Source organism: Streptomyces sp. NPDC042100 (assembly GCF_055582325.1).
In genome coordinates this window covers 361,231-376,710 of sequence record NZ_JBVJDK010000008.1, presented here as the reverse complement: position 1 = coordinate 376,710, position 15,480 = coordinate 361,231, and the positions used below count along the sequence as shown (strand labels likewise).

The window sequence follows — 15,480 nt, the reverse complement described above, 5'->3', positions numbered from 1 at the left end:
GAACAGTGAATGACCTGTGGGCCGGGTCCTGGGTGCGATGACGCGTCAGGGCGTGGATCCCGGGGAGGCGCGACCGCTTCTCCCCGGTGCCGGCCTCCCCCACCGGGCGTACGTGCTCACGAAGCGCGCGTCCCGACAGAACAAGGATCGACATGGCGTCCAGCCTGACGACGGCTTCGACCGGAACCCCTGGTTCCGAGAAGACGTTCCTCGGCCACCCCCGTGGTCTGGCCACCCTCTTCTTCACCGAGATGTGGGAGCGCTTCTCCTACTACGGCATGAGGGCCCTTCTCGTCCTTTACCTGGTCTCCGGCGGCACCGACGCGGCCACCGGCAGCCAGGGCGGCGGCCTCGCCATGACGGCCGCCACGGCCACGGCGATCTACTCCGTGTACGTGTCGATGGTCTACCTGATGGCCATGCCCGGTGGCTGGTTCGGCGACCGTGTCTGGGGCGCCCGCAAGACGGTCGCCATCGCCGGCTTCGTGATCATGGCCGGCCACGCCTCGCTGGCGGTCCCCGGCCAGGCGGCCTTCTTCGCGGGTCTCGCGCTCGTCGCCGTCGGCTCCGGTCTGCTCAAGGCCAACATCTCCACGATGGTCGGCCACCTCTACAACGGCCCGGACGACCCGCGCCGTGACGGTGGCTTCACGCTCTTCTACATCGGCATCAACCTGGGCGCCTTCATCGCCCCGTTCGCCGTCGGCACGCTGGGCGAGAAGGTCAACTGGCACCTCGGCTTCGCGCTCGCCGCGGTCGGCATGGGCCTGGGCCTCGCCTGCTTCCTGGCCTTCACCAAGAGCCTGAGCCCGCAGAGCAGCGTCGTCCCGAACCCGCTCTCCGCCGCCGAGCGCAAGAGCATCCTGGTCAAGGTCGTCTCCGTCGTCGTCGTCGCCGCCGTCTTCTACGGCGCCGTGGTCGCGCTCGGCATGTACACCCTGAAGTGGGCCTTGGTCCCGATCACCCTCGCGGGTCTGATCATCCCGGTCGCCGTCCTGGTCCGCATCAAGCGCGACAAGGAGCTCGACAAGACCGAGCAGTCGAAGATGACCGGCTACATCTGGTTCTTCGTCGCCGCCGCCGTCTTCTGGATGATCTACGACCAGGGTGGCTCGACCCTGTCGCTCTTCGCCTCCACCAAGACCGCGGACTCGGTCTTCGGCCTCGGCTTCCCGGCCACCTGGTACCAGTCGCTGAACCCGCTCTTCGTGATGTCGCTGGCTCCGGTCTTCGCCTGGCTGTGGCTGTGGCTGGCCCGCAAGAACCAGGAGCCGAACACCATCGTGAAGTTCTCGATGGGTCTGGTCCTGGTCGGCGCGTCCTTCTTCGTCTTCATCGTCCCGATGAACATGGCGGGCGACGGCAAGGTCTCCCCGATGTGGCTCGTCTCGATCTACATGATCCAGACCATCGGCGAGCTGTGCCTCTCCCCGGTCGGCCTCTCCGTCACCACGAAGATGGCGCCGCGGAAGTACGCCTCCCAGATGATGGGCGTCTGGTTCCTCGCCGTCACCGCCGGTGACTGCACCACCGGCCTGCTCTCGCTGGCGGGGGTGGACCTGAACGGCACCGGGATCATCGCCTTGGAGGCCACGTTGGCGGTCGCCGCGGGCTTCGCGATCTACATGTACCGCAAGAAGGTCCAGGGCCTCATGGGCAGCGTCCACTGACCCTGCCGCCCGGCACCCCGTACGCACGGAGGGCCGCCGCACCGATTCCGGTGCGGCGGCCCTCCGCCGTTTCGTCCGGGCGGCCCGCCGTCGCTAGCGGCGCAGCCTGGCCCACGGGGTGAAGGTGAACACCGCCCCGCCGAGCAGGATCACCGTGCCCGCCACGAGGGCGAGGGCACGCAGGGCGCCCGCGTCGTCGGCGCCGGTGTGCGCGAGGTCGTCACCGCCGCCGGAGCTCCCGGTGCCGCCGGCCACGCCACCCGCCTGCTTGGTGGTGTCGAGCTCCAGAGAGACCGGGGAGGAGCCCTGGACCTTGCAGGGGATGACGATGTCGGCGCCGGCCAGCGTCACCGTGATGGTGAGGTCACCGGGGCTGAGCGTCGCCTTGCCGCTGGCGCCCGGCTTGTAGGTGCCGGTCATGTCGGTCAGCGACACCATCGCGCCGGTCTCCACGGGGGCCGGGTTGGCGGCTCCGGTCACGGTCACCGTGCCCTTGTCGGCGCCCCCGATCCGGACCTTCATCGACGGCTTGAGCGCGCCCTTGGGCAGCGGGGCGGGGCTCGGCATGATGCCCTTGCCGGTCTTCACGGTGAGCTTGTACGAACCGCCGTCCTTGCGGGCGTTGATCGTCACCTGGGAGGTGACGTCGGACGGTCCGGGCGCCTGGCAGGAGAGCTTGACGGCGACCTCCTTGCCGGGGAAGTCGCTCTGCCCGTCGCCGCCGCCGGAGCTCCCGCCGGACGTCGTGGAGGAGCCGCCGGCGCTCCCGGCCGTGGTGGTGCCGGACGTGCCGCCGGTGGTACCGGTGGTGCCGGTTGTTCCCGTCGTGCCTGTGGTGCCTGTGGTGCCTGTGGTGCCGGACGTGCCGCCCGTGGTGGTCGTGGACCCGCCGGAGGTCGTGGTGGAGCCGCCGGTCGTCGTCGTGGAGCCGCCGGACGTGGAGCCGCCCGAGGTCCCGCCGTCCGTGACCTTGATCGTGACGGCGGCCCCGACCGTCTCCTTCGGCGAGCACTTCGTGTCCGTGGACAGCGGCTTGGACACGTTGATCGTGTACTTGTCCGGCGTCAGCGTGATCTCGCCGGCCTTGTCCAGCTTCAGCTTGCCCTTCATGTCCGGCAGGACCATCGGGCTGTTCTTCTTGATCGGCGGGTTCTGCCGCGGCCCCTCCATGGCCAGGGTCCCGCTCCCCGCGCCGCCCAGCTTGACGGTGCCGGTCGGCTTCACGGTGTCCTTGTCCAGGTCGAGCATGTCGGGGTTCTTGGAGGCGGCCGTGACCGTATTCCACACCACCTCGACCTCGTCGCCGACCTTGGCCTGGGCGGGCGCGGTGATCTGGACCGTGGTGGTGCCCTGGACCGCCGGGAGGCCGGAGATCGCGGGCGGGATGCACTCGGTCTTGTAGGAGACCTCGGCGGCCAGTGCCGGGCCCGCGGTCAGCAGGATTCCCGCGCCGCCGAGCATCAGCGCGACGCCCGCCGCGAGCGTCCTCCGGGTCGTGCGTGTCGTGCTCACGACTGTCCCTTCGTCGTCGGACTGTTCTCTGACGGTGCGGAATGGGGGCTGAACCAGGGCAGGACCGCGGTCGGCCGTTCGTCACCGGCGGCGGTCGCCGGCGGTACGGGCCCGGGGGCGCGGTCGGGCGCCCGGTGCGCGTGCTGGTGGGGGTGGGCGGGCCGGTGCGGGTGCGGGTGCGCGCGCCGGCGGGCCGCCGGGCGGACCCGGTCGACGACCGCCATGCCGATCCGGAAGAGGCCCGCCGGGACGACCACCGCGAGCAGCAGCCAGAAGAGCGTGACGCCCCACGGCCGCCCGACGCCCCAGGGCTGTTCGACCAGCACCTTGCCGCCGTAGCGGACGGAGACCTGGTAGTCGCCGTGGGCGCCGGCCGTCAGCTCGACGGGCAGCCGGATCTCGGCCTTGCGGCCGGGCTGGAGGGTGCCGCGCCAGGGGCGTTCCTCGTACTGCGGGGAGAAGACGCCGTGGCTGCTGCCGACCTCGAACACCGGGTCCTTGAGGGGCGTCTGGCCGAGGTTGCCGACGGTGAAGACCACCTCGCGGCGGGCGGGCGCGCCGAACCAGACGAGGACGCCGCTGGAGCCTTCGAGCCGTACGGAGGCGAGGACGGCGAGCCGTCCGGTGCCGGTCGGCTCGGGCAGCGGCGCGGTCGGGTGTCCGGCGACGGTGAAGGCGACGTCCACGGAGTCCTGCTGGCCGGTGACCCCGGCCACGTGCACCACGCAGGGGCAGGGTTTGGGCGGCTCGGCGACCGGCAGCTTCTGGCTGAAGGCGCCCTTGGCGTCCACGGTGGCGGCCCGGCCCTCGGTGTTGGCGCAGGAGTTGGTGCCGCCGATGACTCCCTTGCCGGGCGCGGACTGGCCGCAGACCAGCAGCATGAGCAGGGCGCCCGGTTTCCAGCCGGAGCCGCTGACGGTGAGCTCGCCGCCCTTGCCGCCCTCGGTCTTGGAGAGCGCGACCTCGGGCGCGGGCTCGGCGGCCGCGGCGGCGGCGGCGGGCAGCAGGGCGAACAGCAGCGCGGCGAGCAGGGCGGCGGCCACGCCCGTACGCGCGGGGCTCGTCGGGCTCATCGGGTCCTCCGTATCGCGTACGCGGTGGCGGCGGCCCCGAGGAGGGCGGCGGCTCCGGCGCCGACACCAGCCGCGGAGGCGAAGACGGTGTCGGCGGCGGCCGTCGCGGGGGCCGCGCCCTCGGCGGTGGCCGTGACGCGGACGGTGACCGCGTCCAGGGCGGGCGGATCGGGCCAGGGCTCGGTGCGGGCGGACCGCTCGCCGGGGCGCAGGGTCAGCTCCAGCGGGCGGGCGGGCCGGTCGACGAGCCGGCGCCCGAAGGCGCCCTCGGCGCGGACGGCCAGCCGGGGGGCGAGCAGGGTGTTGCCTCGGTTGACGAGCGTGTAGTGCAGGGTGCCGACGCGGTCGACGCGGACGTCCTCGACGGTGAGCGCGGCGAGCCGGGGTCCGCTGACCCGCAGGCGCAGCGGGACGAGCGCCTCACGCCCCGCCGCGCCGACGCGGACGGTGCCGCGCAGGTCGCCGGGCGGGGTCTCGGCGGTGACGGTCACCGCGAAGGGCACGTCCGCGCGGGTCCGGGCGGGCACGGTGACGGTCCGGGCGGCGAGGGCGACCCGGGCCCCCGGGTCGCCCTCGCCGGTGAGCCGCACGGTGAGCGGGCGGCTGCCCGGGTTGGTGACGGACAGGGTGTCCTGGAGGACGCTGCCGGGGGCGCCCTCCAGATAGACGTACGGGCGTCCCGCGGCGGGCGCCGCCGTCCAGCCGGGCGCGGGTGCCGCCGCGACCGCCCCGAGCAGGGCGAGCGCGGCGGCGCCGGTGCCGGCCCACGCCGTCCGCATCAGCGTGCCGTGCGCCGGGTGAGCCAGAGCACCCCGGCCGTGCCGGTCAGCAGGACGGTGCCGCCGAGGGTGCCGAGGGCGACGGCCGAGTCGAGCGGGCCGGTCTTGGGCAGGGTGTCCGTGCCGCCCGAGCCGCCGGAGTCGCCCGAGCCGCCGCCGGAGCCGCCGGCGGCGGTGACGTCGAGTTCGAGGGAGGGCTTGGGGCTGTTCTTCGGGGTGCAGACGGCGGCGTCCATGCCGAGCGCGTGGACGGTGAGCACCCCGGCGGTGAAGGTGACCTTGCCGCTCTTCTTGGGGGTGTACGTGCCCGTCAGCTTACCGATGGCGATCGGGGTGTTGGGCGGGATGGCGACCGCGTTGGGAACGCCCTTGACCTGGACCTTGCCGCTGTCGGCCCCGCCGACGACGAGCTCGGCGCGCGGGGTCATGACGCCCTTGGGGAGTTCGACCGGGCTGTCGGAGACGCCCTTCTGGAACGACATGGTGATCGTGTACGAGCCGCCGTTCTTGACGGCGGTGATGTCGACGGGCGAGACGGCGCCCTTGGGACCGATCTTCGTCTCGCAGGCGTAGTCGACATCGACGACCGCCGCGTGGGCCGCGGGGGCGGCGAGCAGGGCCGTCGCGCCCGCCGCCGCCATCGCCGCCGTCAGCGCGCCGGCCCTTCTTCTCCGGTTCGGCACCTTGAGCACCCCTCACCGCACAGTAGCTGACGATCTATCAGATTGGCCGTCAAGGTACGCCGGGGGTCTTGCGGAGGGAAGAGAGAGGGAAGTGAAAGTCCTATGCGGGCGCGGCCAGTTCGGCCCAGACCATCTTGCCGGGGGCGCCCGGGATCCGCTCGACGCCCCAGGCCCGGCAGAGCCGCTGCACGATGAACATGCCGTGCCCGCCGGGGCGCCCGGCGCGGTGCGGGGTGCGGGGGGCGGGGCGGCCGGCGCCCCGGTCGGCGACTTCGAGGCGCAGCACCTCGGCGAGGCGCAGCACGCGCAGGCTCTCGGGACCCTCGGCGTGCAGACAGGCGTTGGTGACGAGCTCGGAGACCACCAGCAGGACGTCCTCGGCGGCGGCACGCCGGTCGGCGGTGGCCGCGGGCAGCCAGCCCCAGTCGTGGAGCACCTGCCGGGTGAAGTCACGGGCCAGCGGGACGGTGCCGCTGGCCGCACCGAGGGCGAGGGTACGGACCTCGGGGTCGCCGGAGGCGGTCTCCTTCAACGCTTCACCTCACCGAGTTCAGCCGATGGACGAGGGACAGGACGAGCGGGCGGTGCGGGTGGTGCAGGTGGTGCGGGCGGGACAGTGTGGCGGGCCGGTCCGGGCCCTGGCCGGGGGGCGGGGGTCAGTCGGGCAGGGCCGTCGCGAGCGAGGCGTGGAGGGTGAAGACGGCGTCGGCGCCGGTGATCTCGAACACCCGGGCCACCGTCGGGAGCATCCCGACGAGGTGGACCCCGCCGCCCGCGGCGTCGGCCCGCAGCCGGGCGCCGAGCAGCACGTTCAGCCCGGTGGAGTCGCAGAAGTCGAGCCGCGAGCAGTCGAGCACGAGCCGGGCGCGGCCCTCGTCTAGGGCGCGATCGAGCGGCGCGCGCAACAGTTCGGCGGTGTGGTGATCGAGCTCACCCACCGGGGTGAGCACCTCGCTCGCCCCCACGGTGCGGACCTCGACCCGGAACCGCCCGGGTGCGCTGCCGATGTGTTGGCGGTACATGCGTCGAACCATACAAGCGCGACCCCCCGAACCGCACATGAGGTCCACCGCAAATACACCCAAAGCAGACAATTGCCACTTGCAACCATCGGTGTCGAACCGGTAGGGCTAGAAGGACACATTCCGCATCGCCGGCTTGGAGGCGCCGCACACCGCAGCGAGAGACACAACGATGGAGGAGACCATGTCACCCCGGCTCGACGTCACGGAGCTCCCGGACATCCCGCGGATCCCGCATCCGGACGAGATCGCGCCGCAGGACGCGCGCGCCCTGTCCAAGACCCTCTTCGCCCGCCTCGGCGAGCTGGAGGAGGGCACCCACGAGTACGCGTACGTCCGCAACACCCTGATCGAACTCAACCTGGCGCTGGTCAAGTTCGCCGCCTCGCGCTTCCGCACCCGCAGCGAGCCGATGGAGGACATCGTCCAGGTCGGCACGATCGGCCTGATCAAGGCGATCGACCGCTTCGACCTGGCCCGCGGCGTGGAGTTCCCCACCTTCGCGATGCCGACGATCATCGGCGAGATCAAGCGCTTCTTCCGCGACACCTCCTGGTCCGTGCACGTCCCCCGGCGACTCCAGGAACTGCGCATCGCGCTGGCCAAGGCGGGCGACGAGCTCGCCCAGCGGCTCGACCGCTCCCCCACCGTCGACGAGCTCGCCCGCGAACTGGGCATCAGCGCCGACGAGGTGATCGAGGGCATGACCGCCGCCAACGCGTACACCGCGAGCTCCCTGGACGCCCCGCCCGACGACTCCGCGTCCGAGGCGGCACCGCTGGCGGACCGGCTCGGCTACGAGGACCACGGTCTGGAGGGCATCGAGTACATCGAGTCGCTCAAGCCGATGATCGCCTCCCTGCCGGCCCGCGACCGCCGCATCCTCTCGCTCCGCTTCACCGCGGGCCTCACCCAGTCGGAGATCGGCGAGGAACTGGGCATCTCCCAGATGCACGTCTCCCGCCTCCTCTCCCGCACCCTGGCCCGACTCCGCAGGGGCCTGACGGCGGAGGACTGAACTCCGGCCCGTGGCCGCGCCCGGCAGCGGCCGCCGGGCGCGGCACGGCGCGCTCCGGCCGGTGTGTCAGGCGACCCGGGCCCCCGCCCGCCAGACCTCCGACACCAGCGGGACACCGGGCCGGTAGGCCAGGTGGACGTGGGACGGGGCGTCCAGGAAGGTCAGGTCGGCGCGGGCGCCGGGGGAGAGCCGGCCCACGTCGGTGCGGCGCAGGGCCGCCGCGCCGCCCGCCGTGGCGGACCACAGGGCCTCGTCCGGGGTCATCCGCATGTCGCGGACGGCCAGCGCGACGCAGAACGGCATCGAGGACGTGAACGACGAGCCCGGGTTGCAGTCCGTGGAGACGGCCACCGTCACACCCGCGTCCAGCAGGCGGCGGGCGTCCGGCCATGTGGCGCGGGTGGAGAACTCCGCGCCCGGCAGCAGGGTCGCCACCGTGTTCCCCGAGGCGAGCGCGTCCACGTCCGCGTCGGTCAGGTGGGTGCAGTGGTCCGCGCTCGCCGCGTCCAGCTCCACCGCCAGCTGCACACCGGGCCCGTACGAGAGCTGGTTGGCGTGCACGCGCGGCAGCAGGCCCTTCGCCTTGCCCGCCGTCAGGATCGCCCGCGCCTGGTCGCCGTCGAAGGCGCCCTTCTCGCAGAAGACGTCCACCCAACGGGCGTACGGGGCGCAGGCGTCCAGCATCGCGCCCGTCACCAGCTCCACGTAGGCCGCCGGGTCGTCCGCGTGGTCCGGGGAGACGATGTGGGCGCCCAGGTAGGTGACCTCGTCCGTGTGCTCGGCGGCGATGCGCAGGGCGCGGGCCTCGTCCTCGACGGTCAGGCCGTAGCCGGACTTGGTCTCGAACGTGGTCGTGCCCTGGCGCAGGGCCTCCCCCATGAACCGGGCGACGTTCGCCGACAGTTCGGCGTCCGTGGCCGCGCGGGTCGCCGCGACCGTCGTGCGGATGCCGCCCGCCTTGTACGGCTGCCCGGACATGCGGGCGGCGAACTCGGCGGTGCGGTCGCCCGCGAAGACGAGGTGGGAGTGGGAGTCGACGAAGCCGGGGATGACGGCCCGGCCCCCGGCGTCGATCCGGTGGTCGGCCGCCGGGGCCCCGGCGGCCGGTCCCGCCCAGGCGACCCGGTCGCCGTCCAGGACCAGGGCGGCGTCCCGGATCAGGCCCAGGGGCGAACCGTCGCCGAGGGCCGGGTCGTTGGTGACGAGGCCGGCGATGTTCGTGATGACCGTGGTGGGCGTCATGCGGGGGTCTCCGTGGGGCTCCGTGGGTCTGGGGGGGGGAAGGGCGGGGGCGGCGGTCCCGCCGGGTCAGTCCCGCAGGGCCCCGATCGCGTCCGCCAGGGCGCGGCCGGTGTCCGGGACCGTCGTGTGGACGCCGTCCTCGACGACCGTCCGGCCGCCCACCACCACGTGCCGCACGTCCGCCGCCGTCGCCGCGAACACCGCGGTCTCGGCGCCCAGGCGCGCGGCCGGGCCCGCCGTGCGGACCGAGTCCAGGGCGAGGGTGGTGAAGTCGGCCAGCGCGCCCGGCTCCAGGGCGCCCGCGTCCGCCCAGCCGAGGGCCGCGTGGCCGTCGGCCGTCGCGGCGCGCAGCAGGGCGGCGGCCGTCCAGTGGCCGCGGGTGCGGGTGCGCAGGCGCTCGTTCAGCTCCATGGCCCGCGCCTCCTCCAGGAGGTCGATCACCGCGTGGCTGTCGCTGCCCAGGGAGAGCGGGGAGCCCGCCCGCTGGAGGGCGACCGCCGGGCCGATGCCGTCCGCGAGGTCGCGTTCGGTCGTCGGGCACATGCAGGTGCCGGTCGAGGAGGACCCGATGAGCGCGATGTCGGCGTCCGTCAGGTGGGTGTTGTGGACGCCCGTGGTGCGCGCGCCGAGCACGCCGTGCTCGGCGAGCAGCTGGGTGGGCGTCATCCCGTGGGCGGCCAGGCAGGCCTCGTTCTCCGCGGTCTGCTCGGAGAGGTGGACGTGCAGGGGCGCCGAGCGGTCCTGGGCCCAGCGGGCCACGGTGGACAGCTGCCCGGCCGGGACGGCGCGCACGGAGTGGACCGCGGCCCCGATCCGTACGCCCGCGCGCTCCTTGAGCGCCGAGACCCGCTCGGCCCAGGCGTCCGCCGTGCCGTCGGTGAAGCGGAGCTGGTGCGGCTCGGGGGCCGCGCCGAAGCCGGAGGAGAGGTAGGCGGTGTCCAGCAGGGTGATGCGGATGCCCGCCTCGCCCGCCGCCGCGATGAGGGCCTCGCCCATGGCGTTGGGGTCGGCGTACGGGCCGCCGCCGGGCGCGTGGTGCAGATAGTGGAACTCTCCGACCGAGGTGATCCCGGCCAGCGCCATCTCCGCGTACACCGCGCGGGCCAGCGCGAAGTAGCTGTCGGGGGTGAGCCGCTGGGCGATGGTGTACATCACCTCGCGCCAGGTCCAGAAGGTGCCGGAGCCCACCTGGACGGTGCCGCGCAGGGCCCGGTGGAAGGCGTGCGAGTGCGCGTTGGCCAGGCCGGGGAGGCTCAGTCCGCGCAGCACGACGGCGCCGGGCGGCGGGGTGTCGGCCCCGGTGCGGACGGCCGTGATCCGGCCGTCCGCGACGTCCAGCGCCACGCCCGGCTCGACGTTCGTGCCGAGCCAGGCCTGCTCCAGCCAGTAGGTCACCTGCACGCCAGGTCCTCCAGTACGTCGGCGAGTGCCCGGACGCCGGCCACGCAGTCGTCCTCGGCCGCGGACTCGGCCGGGGAGTGCGAGACGCCCGTGGGGTTGCGCACGAACAGCATGGCGGTCGGGACGGACCCGGAGAGGATTCCGGCGTCGTGTCCCGCGCCCGTGCCGAGGACCGGGACCTTGCCCAGGCTCTCGCCGAGGATCCGGGCCAGCTCGTCGCGGAGCGCGTCCTGGAAGTCGATGACCGGGGTGTACGACTCGCGGGTGAGCGCCAGGTCGACGCCGTGCCGCTCGGCGTACTCCAGAGCGGCGGTGTGGATGCCGCCGAGGGTGGCGTCGAGCGTGGCCTCGTCGGCGGCGCGCAGGTCGAGCCAGCCGCGTACCAGCGAGGGGATCGCGTTGACGCCGTTCGGCTCGACGGCGATCTTGCCGAAGGTGGCGACGGCGCCTTCGAGTTCGGCCGCGCGGCGGGCGGCGAGGACGGTCTCGGCGTACGGCAGCATCGGGTCGCGCCGGTCGACGAGCCGGGTGGTGCCCGCGTGGTTGGCCTCGCCGTGGAAGTCCAGCCGCCAGCGGCCGTGCGGCCAGATCGCGGAGGCGATGCCGACGGGGTCGCCGGACAGGTCGAGGGCGCGGCCCTGCTCGACGTGGAGCTCCACGAAGGCGCCGATACGGGCGAGCCGCTCGGGGTCGGCGCCGATGGACTCGGGGTCGTGGCCGGCGGCCGCCATGGCCTCGGGGAGGCTGGTCCCGTCGGCGTCGCGCAGCTCGAAGGCCTTCTCCTTGGTCAGCTGCCCGGCGGCGAGCCGGGAGCCGACGCAGGCGAGCCCGAAGCGGGCGCCCTCCTCGTCGCCGAAGTTGACGATGGCGAGGGGCCGCCGGAACGAGACGCCCCGGGCGCGCAGTTCGTCGAGGGCGGCGAAGGCGGAGACGACGCCGAGGGGGCCGTCGAAGGCGCCGCCGTCGGGCACGGAGTCCAGGTGGGAGCCGGTGACGACGGCGTCACCGGCGGCGGGGTCGCCGAGCCAGGCCCACTGGTTGCCGTTGCGGTCGGTCTCGACGTCGAGGCGGCGGGCCTCCGCCTGCATCCGGAACCAGAGCCGGCAGTCGGCGTCGGCGCCGGTCCAGGCGTAGCGGCGGTAGCCGCCCGAGGCGTCGCTGCGGCCGATGGGCCGCAGCGAACGCCACATGGCGTGGAAGCTCTCGCTCACGCGGAGGCCCCGGTGCCGGTGCCTTCGGGGCCCGCGGCGCCCTCGGCGCCCTCGCGCATCGGGACGCGCACGCCCTTCTCGTCGGCGACGCGCTCGGCGATGTCGTAGCCGGCGTCGACGTGCCGGATGACGCCCATGCCGGGGTCGTTGGTGAGCACGCGGCGGATCTTCTCGCCGGCCAGCTTGGTGCCGTCGGCGACGGAGACCTGTCCGGCGTGGATGGAGCGGCCCATGCCGACGCCGCCGCCGTGGTGGAGGGAGACCCAGGAGGCGCCGGAGGCGACGTTGACCATGGCGTTGAGGAGCGGCCAGTCGGCGATGGCGTCGGAGCCGTCGAGCATGGCCTCGGTCTCGCGGTACGGGGAGGCCACCGAGCCGCAGTCCAGGTGGTCGCGGCCGATGGCGAGCGGCGCGGCGAGGGTGCCGTCGCCGACCATGTCGTTGAACATGTCGCCGGCCTTGTCGCGCTCGCCCTGGCCGAGCCAGCAGATGCGGGCGGGCAGGCCCTGGAAGTGGACGCGCTCGCCGGCCATCTTGATCCAGCGGTGCAGCGACTCGTTCTCCGGGAAGAGGTCGAGGATCGCCTTGTCCGTCTTGTGGATGTCGGACGCCTCGCCGGACAGCGCGGCCCAGCGGAACGGGCCCTTGCCCTCGCAGAACAGCGGGCGGATGTAGGCGGGGACGAAGCCGGGGAAGTCGAAGGCGCGGTCGTAGCCGGCCAGCTGGGCCTCGCCGCGGATGGAGTTGCCGTAGTCGAAGACCTCGGCGCCGGCGTCCATGAAGCCGACCATGGCCTCGACGTGGCGGGCCATCGACTCGCGGGCGCGGGTGGTGAAGCCGGCCGGGTCCTTGGCGGCCGCGTCGGCCATGTCCTCGAAGGCGATGCCGACGGGGAGGTAGGCGAGCGGGTCGTGGGCGGAGGTCTGGTCCGTCACGATGTCGATCGGGGCGCCCTCGGCCAGCATCTGCGGGACGAGCTCGGCGGCGTTGCCGAGGAGGCCGATGGAGAGCGGGCGGCGGGCGTCGCGGGCCTCGACGGCGAGCTGGAGGGCGTGCGCCAGGCTGTCGGCCTTGACGTCGAGGTAGCGGTGCTCGATGCGGCGCTCGATGGCGCGCGGGTCGACGTCGACGCAGATCGCGACGCCGTCGTTCATCGTCACGGCGAGGGGCTGGGCGCCGCCCATGCCGCCGAGGCCGGCGGTGAGGGTGATGGTGCCGGCCAGGGTGCCGCCGAACTTCTTGGCGGCGACGGCGGCGAAGGTCTCGTAGGTGCCCTGGAGGATGCCCTGGGTGCCGATGTAGATCCAGGAGCCGGCGGTCATCTGGCCGTACATGGTGAGGCCGAGGGCCTCCAGGCGCCGGAACTCCTCCCAGTTGGCCCAGTCGCCGACCAGGTTGGAGTTGGCGATGAGGACGCGCGGGGCCCACTCGTGGGTCTGCATGACGCCGACCGGGCGGCCGGACTGGACCAGCATGGTCTCGTCCTGCTTGAGGGTGCGCAGGGTGCGGACCATGGCGTCGAAGGAGCGCCAGTCGCGGGCGGCCTTGCCGGTGCCGCCGTAGACGACGAGCTTGTCGGGGTGCTCGGCGACCTCGGGGTCGAGGTTGTTCTGGAGCATCCGGAGGGCGGCCTCCTGCTGCCATCCCAGGGCGCTCAGTTCCGTACCGCGCGGGGCCCGTACGGGGCGGGGTCCTGACATGGCGGTGCCTCCTCGCATGTGATTCAGATATTCACATCCTGACCGGCTGAATAGAAGTAGTCAACAGCTGCGCGCCCACCCCGCCCGGTGGTGGGATGGGGAGATGGCTTCCTCACGTCGCGACCAGGCCGTCCGCGCCGCCGTCGAGCAAGGACTCCTCACCCCCTCCGAACCCGTCGCCGCACTCCTCGACACCGAGGGCATCCGCGCCTCCGCCGCCGCCCTGACCAGCGCCTTCGCCGCCGTCACCGACGCCCCCGTGCTGCACGCCTTCGCCGTCAAGGCCGCCCCGCTCGTGCCCGTCCTGCGCCTGCTGTACGAGGCCGGGCTCGGCGTCGAGGTGGCGAGCCCCGGCGAGCTGGCGCTGGCCCGCGCGGCGGGCGTGCCCCCCGCCCGTACCGTCCTGGACTCCCCCGCCAAGACCCCCGCCGAGCTGCGCCAGGCCCTCGCGCTCGGCATCGCCGTCAACGCCGACAACCTCCAGGAGCTGGCCCGGCTCGACGCCCTCGTCGCCTCCGCCCCCACCGCCTCGCCGCTCGGCCTGCGGGTCAACCCGCAGCTCGGGGCCGGGTCCATCGGCGCCCTGTCCACCGCGACCGCCACCTCCAAGTTCGGCGTGGCGCTGCGCGACGAGGGCGCCCGCGAGGGCGTCGTCCGGGCCTTCCTCGACCGCCCCTGGCTCACCCGGCTGCACACCCACACCGGCTCCCAGGGCATCCCGCTCGCCCTGATGGCCGAAGGTGTCGGCGCCGCCTACGCGCTCGCCGAGGAGATCAACGCGAAGGCCGGGCGGCAGCAGATCGACACCGTCGACATCGGCGGCGGACTCCCGGTGAACTTCGCCTCCGACGAGGAGACCCCCACCTTCGCCGAGTACGCCGCCCTGCTCGCCGCCACCGTCCCCGGACTGCTCGACGGGCGCTACGCCCTGGTCACCGAGTTCGGCCGGGCCCTGCTCGCCAAGCACGGCACGGTGCTGGCCCGGGTCGAGTACACCAAGGCCTCCGGCGGACGCCCCATCGCCGTCACCCACGCGGGCGTCCAGGTCGCCACCCGCACCGTGTACGCGCCGGACTCCTGGCCGCTGCGGATCCTCGCCTACGACGCCGAGGGCCGCCCCCGGACCGGCGAGGAGACCGTCCAGGACGTGGCCGGACCCGCCTGCTTCGCCGGGGACCTGCTGGCCACCGGGCGGAGCCTGCCGCCGCTGCGCCCCGGCGACGTGGTGGCGGTGCCGGACACCGGCGCGTACTACTTCGCCCACCACTACGCGTACAACAGCCTGCCCCGGCCGGCGGTCCACGGGTTCACCCCGACGGCCGACGGCTCCCTCGCCTTCCGCACCGTCCGCCGGGCCCAGACCCTCGACGAGATCGTGGCCGAGGCGGGCGGCGACCGGCCCGGCGCGCTCCTGCGGGACGGGGCGTCCGGTGGTCCCATGAGGCCATGACAGGAACCACCTCCGTGGTCGTCGAGCGCCGGGTCGCCGCCTCCCCCGGGCGGGTCTGGGAGTCGATCACCGACCTGCCGGACCTGCCCCGGGTGCTCAGCGGCGTCGAGCGGGTCGAGGTGCTCACCCCGGGCGGTTTCGCCGTGGGCACCCGCTGGCGCGAGACCCGGCGCATGATGGGCAGGGCGGCCACGGAGGAGATGACCGTGACCGCCTGCGAACCGCCCGAGCGCTACGTCACCGTGGCCGACTCGCACGGGATGCACTACGTCAACGAGATCACCCTGCTCCCCGAGGGCCCCGCGGTCTCCGCCGGGGCGACCACCCTGCGGATGACCTTCAGCGCCCGCCCCGCCCACGACCGCAGGCCGGGACTGGCCACCCGGCTGCTCAGCCGCTTCGGCGCCAGGGCCGTCGCGCGGGCGCTCGCCAAGGACCTGGCCGAGATCGCGGCGGCGGTCGAGAGCCGGGGCTGAGCGGGGCGCGGGGCTTGGGCCGGGCGCGGAGCGGGGCGGGCGCGGAGCCGGGCGGGGCGGAGGAGGGGCCGGGCGGGGCGCGGGGCGAACGCGCCGGGCGTGCGCTCCGGCGCCTGGGGCGCGCGCTCCGGCGGCCGCCCCCCTCTCCCTTACCACCGGTCTGACAAATTCCATTGGAAAATGCCAGAACCCCTCCCCCACGCCGCGACGTTGAGTAGCGTCACCGTCACTGCCGTACGTCCG

At 73.8% G+C, this 15,480-nt stretch carries 14 protein-coding genes; 4 read left to right on the top strand and 10 right to left on the bottom strand.

The window, feature by feature from the left end; translation table 11 throughout:
• Window positions 1–152: 152 nt before the first annotated feature.
• Window positions 153–1,670, top strand: coding sequence for a peptide MFS transporter (locus ACZ6J5_RS20695; protein WP_469393507.1), 1,518 nt, complete (start codon window positions 153–155; stop codon window positions 1,668–1,670).
• A 93-nt stretch (window positions 1,671–1,763) separates the two neighbouring features.
• On the opposite strand, the gene ACZ6J5_RS20690 is transcribed toward ACZ6J5_RS20695, so the two are convergent.
• From ACZ6J5_RS20690 to ACZ6J5_RS20665, 6 genes are all read right to left on the bottom strand, one after another.
• Entirely contained in the window at window positions 1,764–3,131 is a 1,368-nt protein-coding gene (locus ACZ6J5_RS20690; protein WP_469393594.1) for a hypothetical protein, read from the bottom strand.
• Between the two features lie 47 nt (window positions 3,132–3,178).
• Window positions 3,179–4,255 (bottom strand): hypothetical protein, encoded by a 1,077-nt coding sequence (locus ACZ6J5_RS20685; protein WP_469393505.1) that lies wholly within the window; start codon window positions 4,253–4,255, stop codon window positions 3,179–3,181.
• On the bottom strand, window positions 4,252–5,034 hold the full coding sequence (locus ACZ6J5_RS20680) for a COG1470 family protein (protein ID WP_469393504.1): 783 nt from the start codon (window positions 5,032–5,034) through the stop codon (window positions 4,252–4,254). Before ACZ6J5_RS20680 ends, ACZ6J5_RS20685 begins: the two co-directional genes overlap by 4 nt.
• On the bottom strand, window positions 5,034–5,675 hold the full coding sequence (locus ACZ6J5_RS20675; protein ID WP_469393593.1) for a peptidase: 642 nt from the start codon (window positions 5,673–5,675) through the stop codon (window positions 5,034–5,036). Before ACZ6J5_RS20675 ends, ACZ6J5_RS20680 begins: the two co-directional genes overlap by 1 nt.
• A 142-nt stretch (window positions 5,676–5,817) precedes the next feature.
• Window positions 5,818–6,249, bottom strand: coding sequence for an ATP-binding protein (locus tag ACZ6J5_RS20670; RefSeq protein WP_469393502.1), 432 nt, complete (start codon window positions 6,247–6,249; stop codon window positions 5,818–5,820).
• Between the two features lie 124 nt (window positions 6,250–6,373).
• Window positions 6,374–6,739: an STAS domain-containing protein gene (locus tag ACZ6J5_RS20665; RefSeq protein ID WP_469393500.1), complete on the bottom strand. Its 366-nt coding sequence runs from the start codon at window positions 6,737–6,739 to the stop codon at window positions 6,374–6,376.
• A 172-nt stretch (window positions 6,740–6,911) separates the two neighbouring features.
• Here ACZ6J5_RS20665 and ACZ6J5_RS20660 point away from each other — a divergent pair, with 172 nt between their 5' ends.
• The gene (locus ACZ6J5_RS20660; protein WP_469393498.1) at window positions 6,912–7,757 is read left to right on the top strand and encodes an RNA polymerase sigma factor SigF; all 846 of its coding nucleotides are present in this window, start codon (window positions 6,912–6,914) and stop codon (window positions 7,755–7,757) included.
• A 66-nt stretch (window positions 7,758–7,823) separates the two neighbouring features.
• Here ACZ6J5_RS20660 and hutI read toward each other — a convergent pair whose 3' ends face one another.
• The 4 genes from hutI to hutU form a co-directional block, all read right to left on the bottom strand.
• On the bottom strand, window positions 7,824–8,999 hold the full coding sequence (hutI, locus tag ACZ6J5_RS20655) for an imidazolonepropionase (protein ID WP_469393496.1): 1,176 nt from the start codon (window positions 8,997–8,999) through the stop codon (window positions 7,824–7,826).
• A gap of 66 nt (window positions 9,000–9,065) precedes the next feature.
• Window positions 9,066–10,400, bottom strand: coding sequence for a formimidoylglutamate deiminase (locus tag ACZ6J5_RS20650; RefSeq protein WP_469393494.1), 1,335 nt, complete (start codon window positions 10,398–10,400; stop codon window positions 9,066–9,068).
• Window positions 10,391–11,590 (bottom strand): allantoate amidohydrolase, encoded by a 1,200-nt coding sequence (locus tag ACZ6J5_RS20645; RefSeq protein WP_469393591.1) that lies wholly within the window; start codon window positions 11,588–11,590, stop codon window positions 10,391–10,393. The genes ACZ6J5_RS20650 and ACZ6J5_RS20645 overlap by 10 nt, the downstream gene beginning before the upstream one ends.
• Window positions 11,591–11,607: 17 nt before the next feature.
• Window positions 11,608–13,311 carry a urocanate hydratase gene (gene hutU, locus ACZ6J5_RS20640; RefSeq protein ID WP_469393492.1) on the bottom strand — a complete coding sequence of 568 codons (1,704 nt, stop codon included), beginning with the start codon at window positions 13,309–13,311 and terminating at the stop codon, window positions 11,608–11,610.
• Window positions 13,312–13,414: 103 nt separating this feature from the next.
• On the opposite strand from hutU, the gene ACZ6J5_RS20635 reads away from it, so the two are divergent.
• Entirely contained in the window at window positions 13,415–14,761 is a 1,347-nt protein-coding gene (locus tag ACZ6J5_RS20635) for a type III PLP-dependent enzyme domain-containing protein (RefSeq protein WP_469393490.1), read from the top strand.
• Complete coding sequence (locus tag ACZ6J5_RS20630) at window positions 14,758–15,237, top strand: SRPBCC family protein (protein WP_469393488.1); 480 nt, start codon at window positions 14,758–14,760, stop codon at window positions 15,235–15,237. Before ACZ6J5_RS20635 ends, ACZ6J5_RS20630 begins: the two co-directional genes overlap by 4 nt.
• The last annotated feature ends 243 nt before the right edge of the window (window positions 15,238–15,480 follow it).

Excerpts from the sequence above, each read along its gene's own strand:
- ACZ6J5_RS20695 (WP_469393507.1), top strand. The coding sequence starts at position 153 with ATGGCGTCCAGCCTGACGACGGCTTCGACCGGAACCCCTGGTTCCGAG.
- ACZ6J5_RS20690 (WP_469393594.1), bottom strand. The coding sequence starts at position 3,131 with ATGCTCGGCGGCGCGGGAATCCTGCTGACCGCGGGCCCGGCACTGGCC.
- ACZ6J5_RS20685 (WP_469393505.1), bottom strand. The coding sequence starts at position 4,255 with ATGAGCCCGACGAGCCCCGCGCGTACGGGCGTGGCCGCCGCCCTGCTC.
- ACZ6J5_RS20680 (WP_469393504.1), bottom strand. The coding sequence starts at position 5,034 with ATGCGGACGGCGTGGGCCGGCACCGGCGCCGCCGCGCTCGCCCTGCTC.
- ACZ6J5_RS20675 (WP_469393593.1), bottom strand. The coding sequence starts at position 5,675 with ATGGCGGCGGCGGGCGCGACGGCCCTGCTCGCCGCCCCCGCGGCCCAC.
- ACZ6J5_RS20665 (WP_469393500.1), bottom strand. The coding sequence starts at position 6,739 with ATGTACCGCCAACACATCGGCAGCGCACCCGGGCGGTTCCGGGTCGAG.
- ACZ6J5_RS20660 (WP_469393498.1), top strand. The coding sequence starts at position 6,912 with ATGGAGGAGACCATGTCACCCCGGCTCGACGTCACGGAGCTCCCGGAC.
- hutI (WP_469393496.1), bottom strand. The coding sequence starts at position 8,999 with ATGACGCCCACCACGGTCATCACGAACATCGCCGGCCTCGTCACCAAC.
- ACZ6J5_RS20645 (WP_469393591.1), bottom strand. The coding sequence starts at position 11,590 with ATGTGGCGTTCGCTGCGGCCCATCGGCCGCAGCGACGCCTCGGGCGGC.
- hutU (WP_469393492.1), bottom strand. The coding sequence starts at position 13,311 with ATGTCAGGACCCCGCCCCGTACGGGCCCCGCGCGGTACGGAACTGAGC.
- ACZ6J5_RS20635 (WP_469393490.1), top strand. The coding sequence starts at position 13,415 with ATGGCTTCCTCACGTCGCGACCAGGCCGTCCGCGCCGCCGTCGAGCAA.
- ACZ6J5_RS20630 (WP_469393488.1), top strand. The coding sequence starts at position 14,758 with ATGACAGGAACCACCTCCGTGGTCGTCGAGCGCCGGGTCGCCGCCTCC.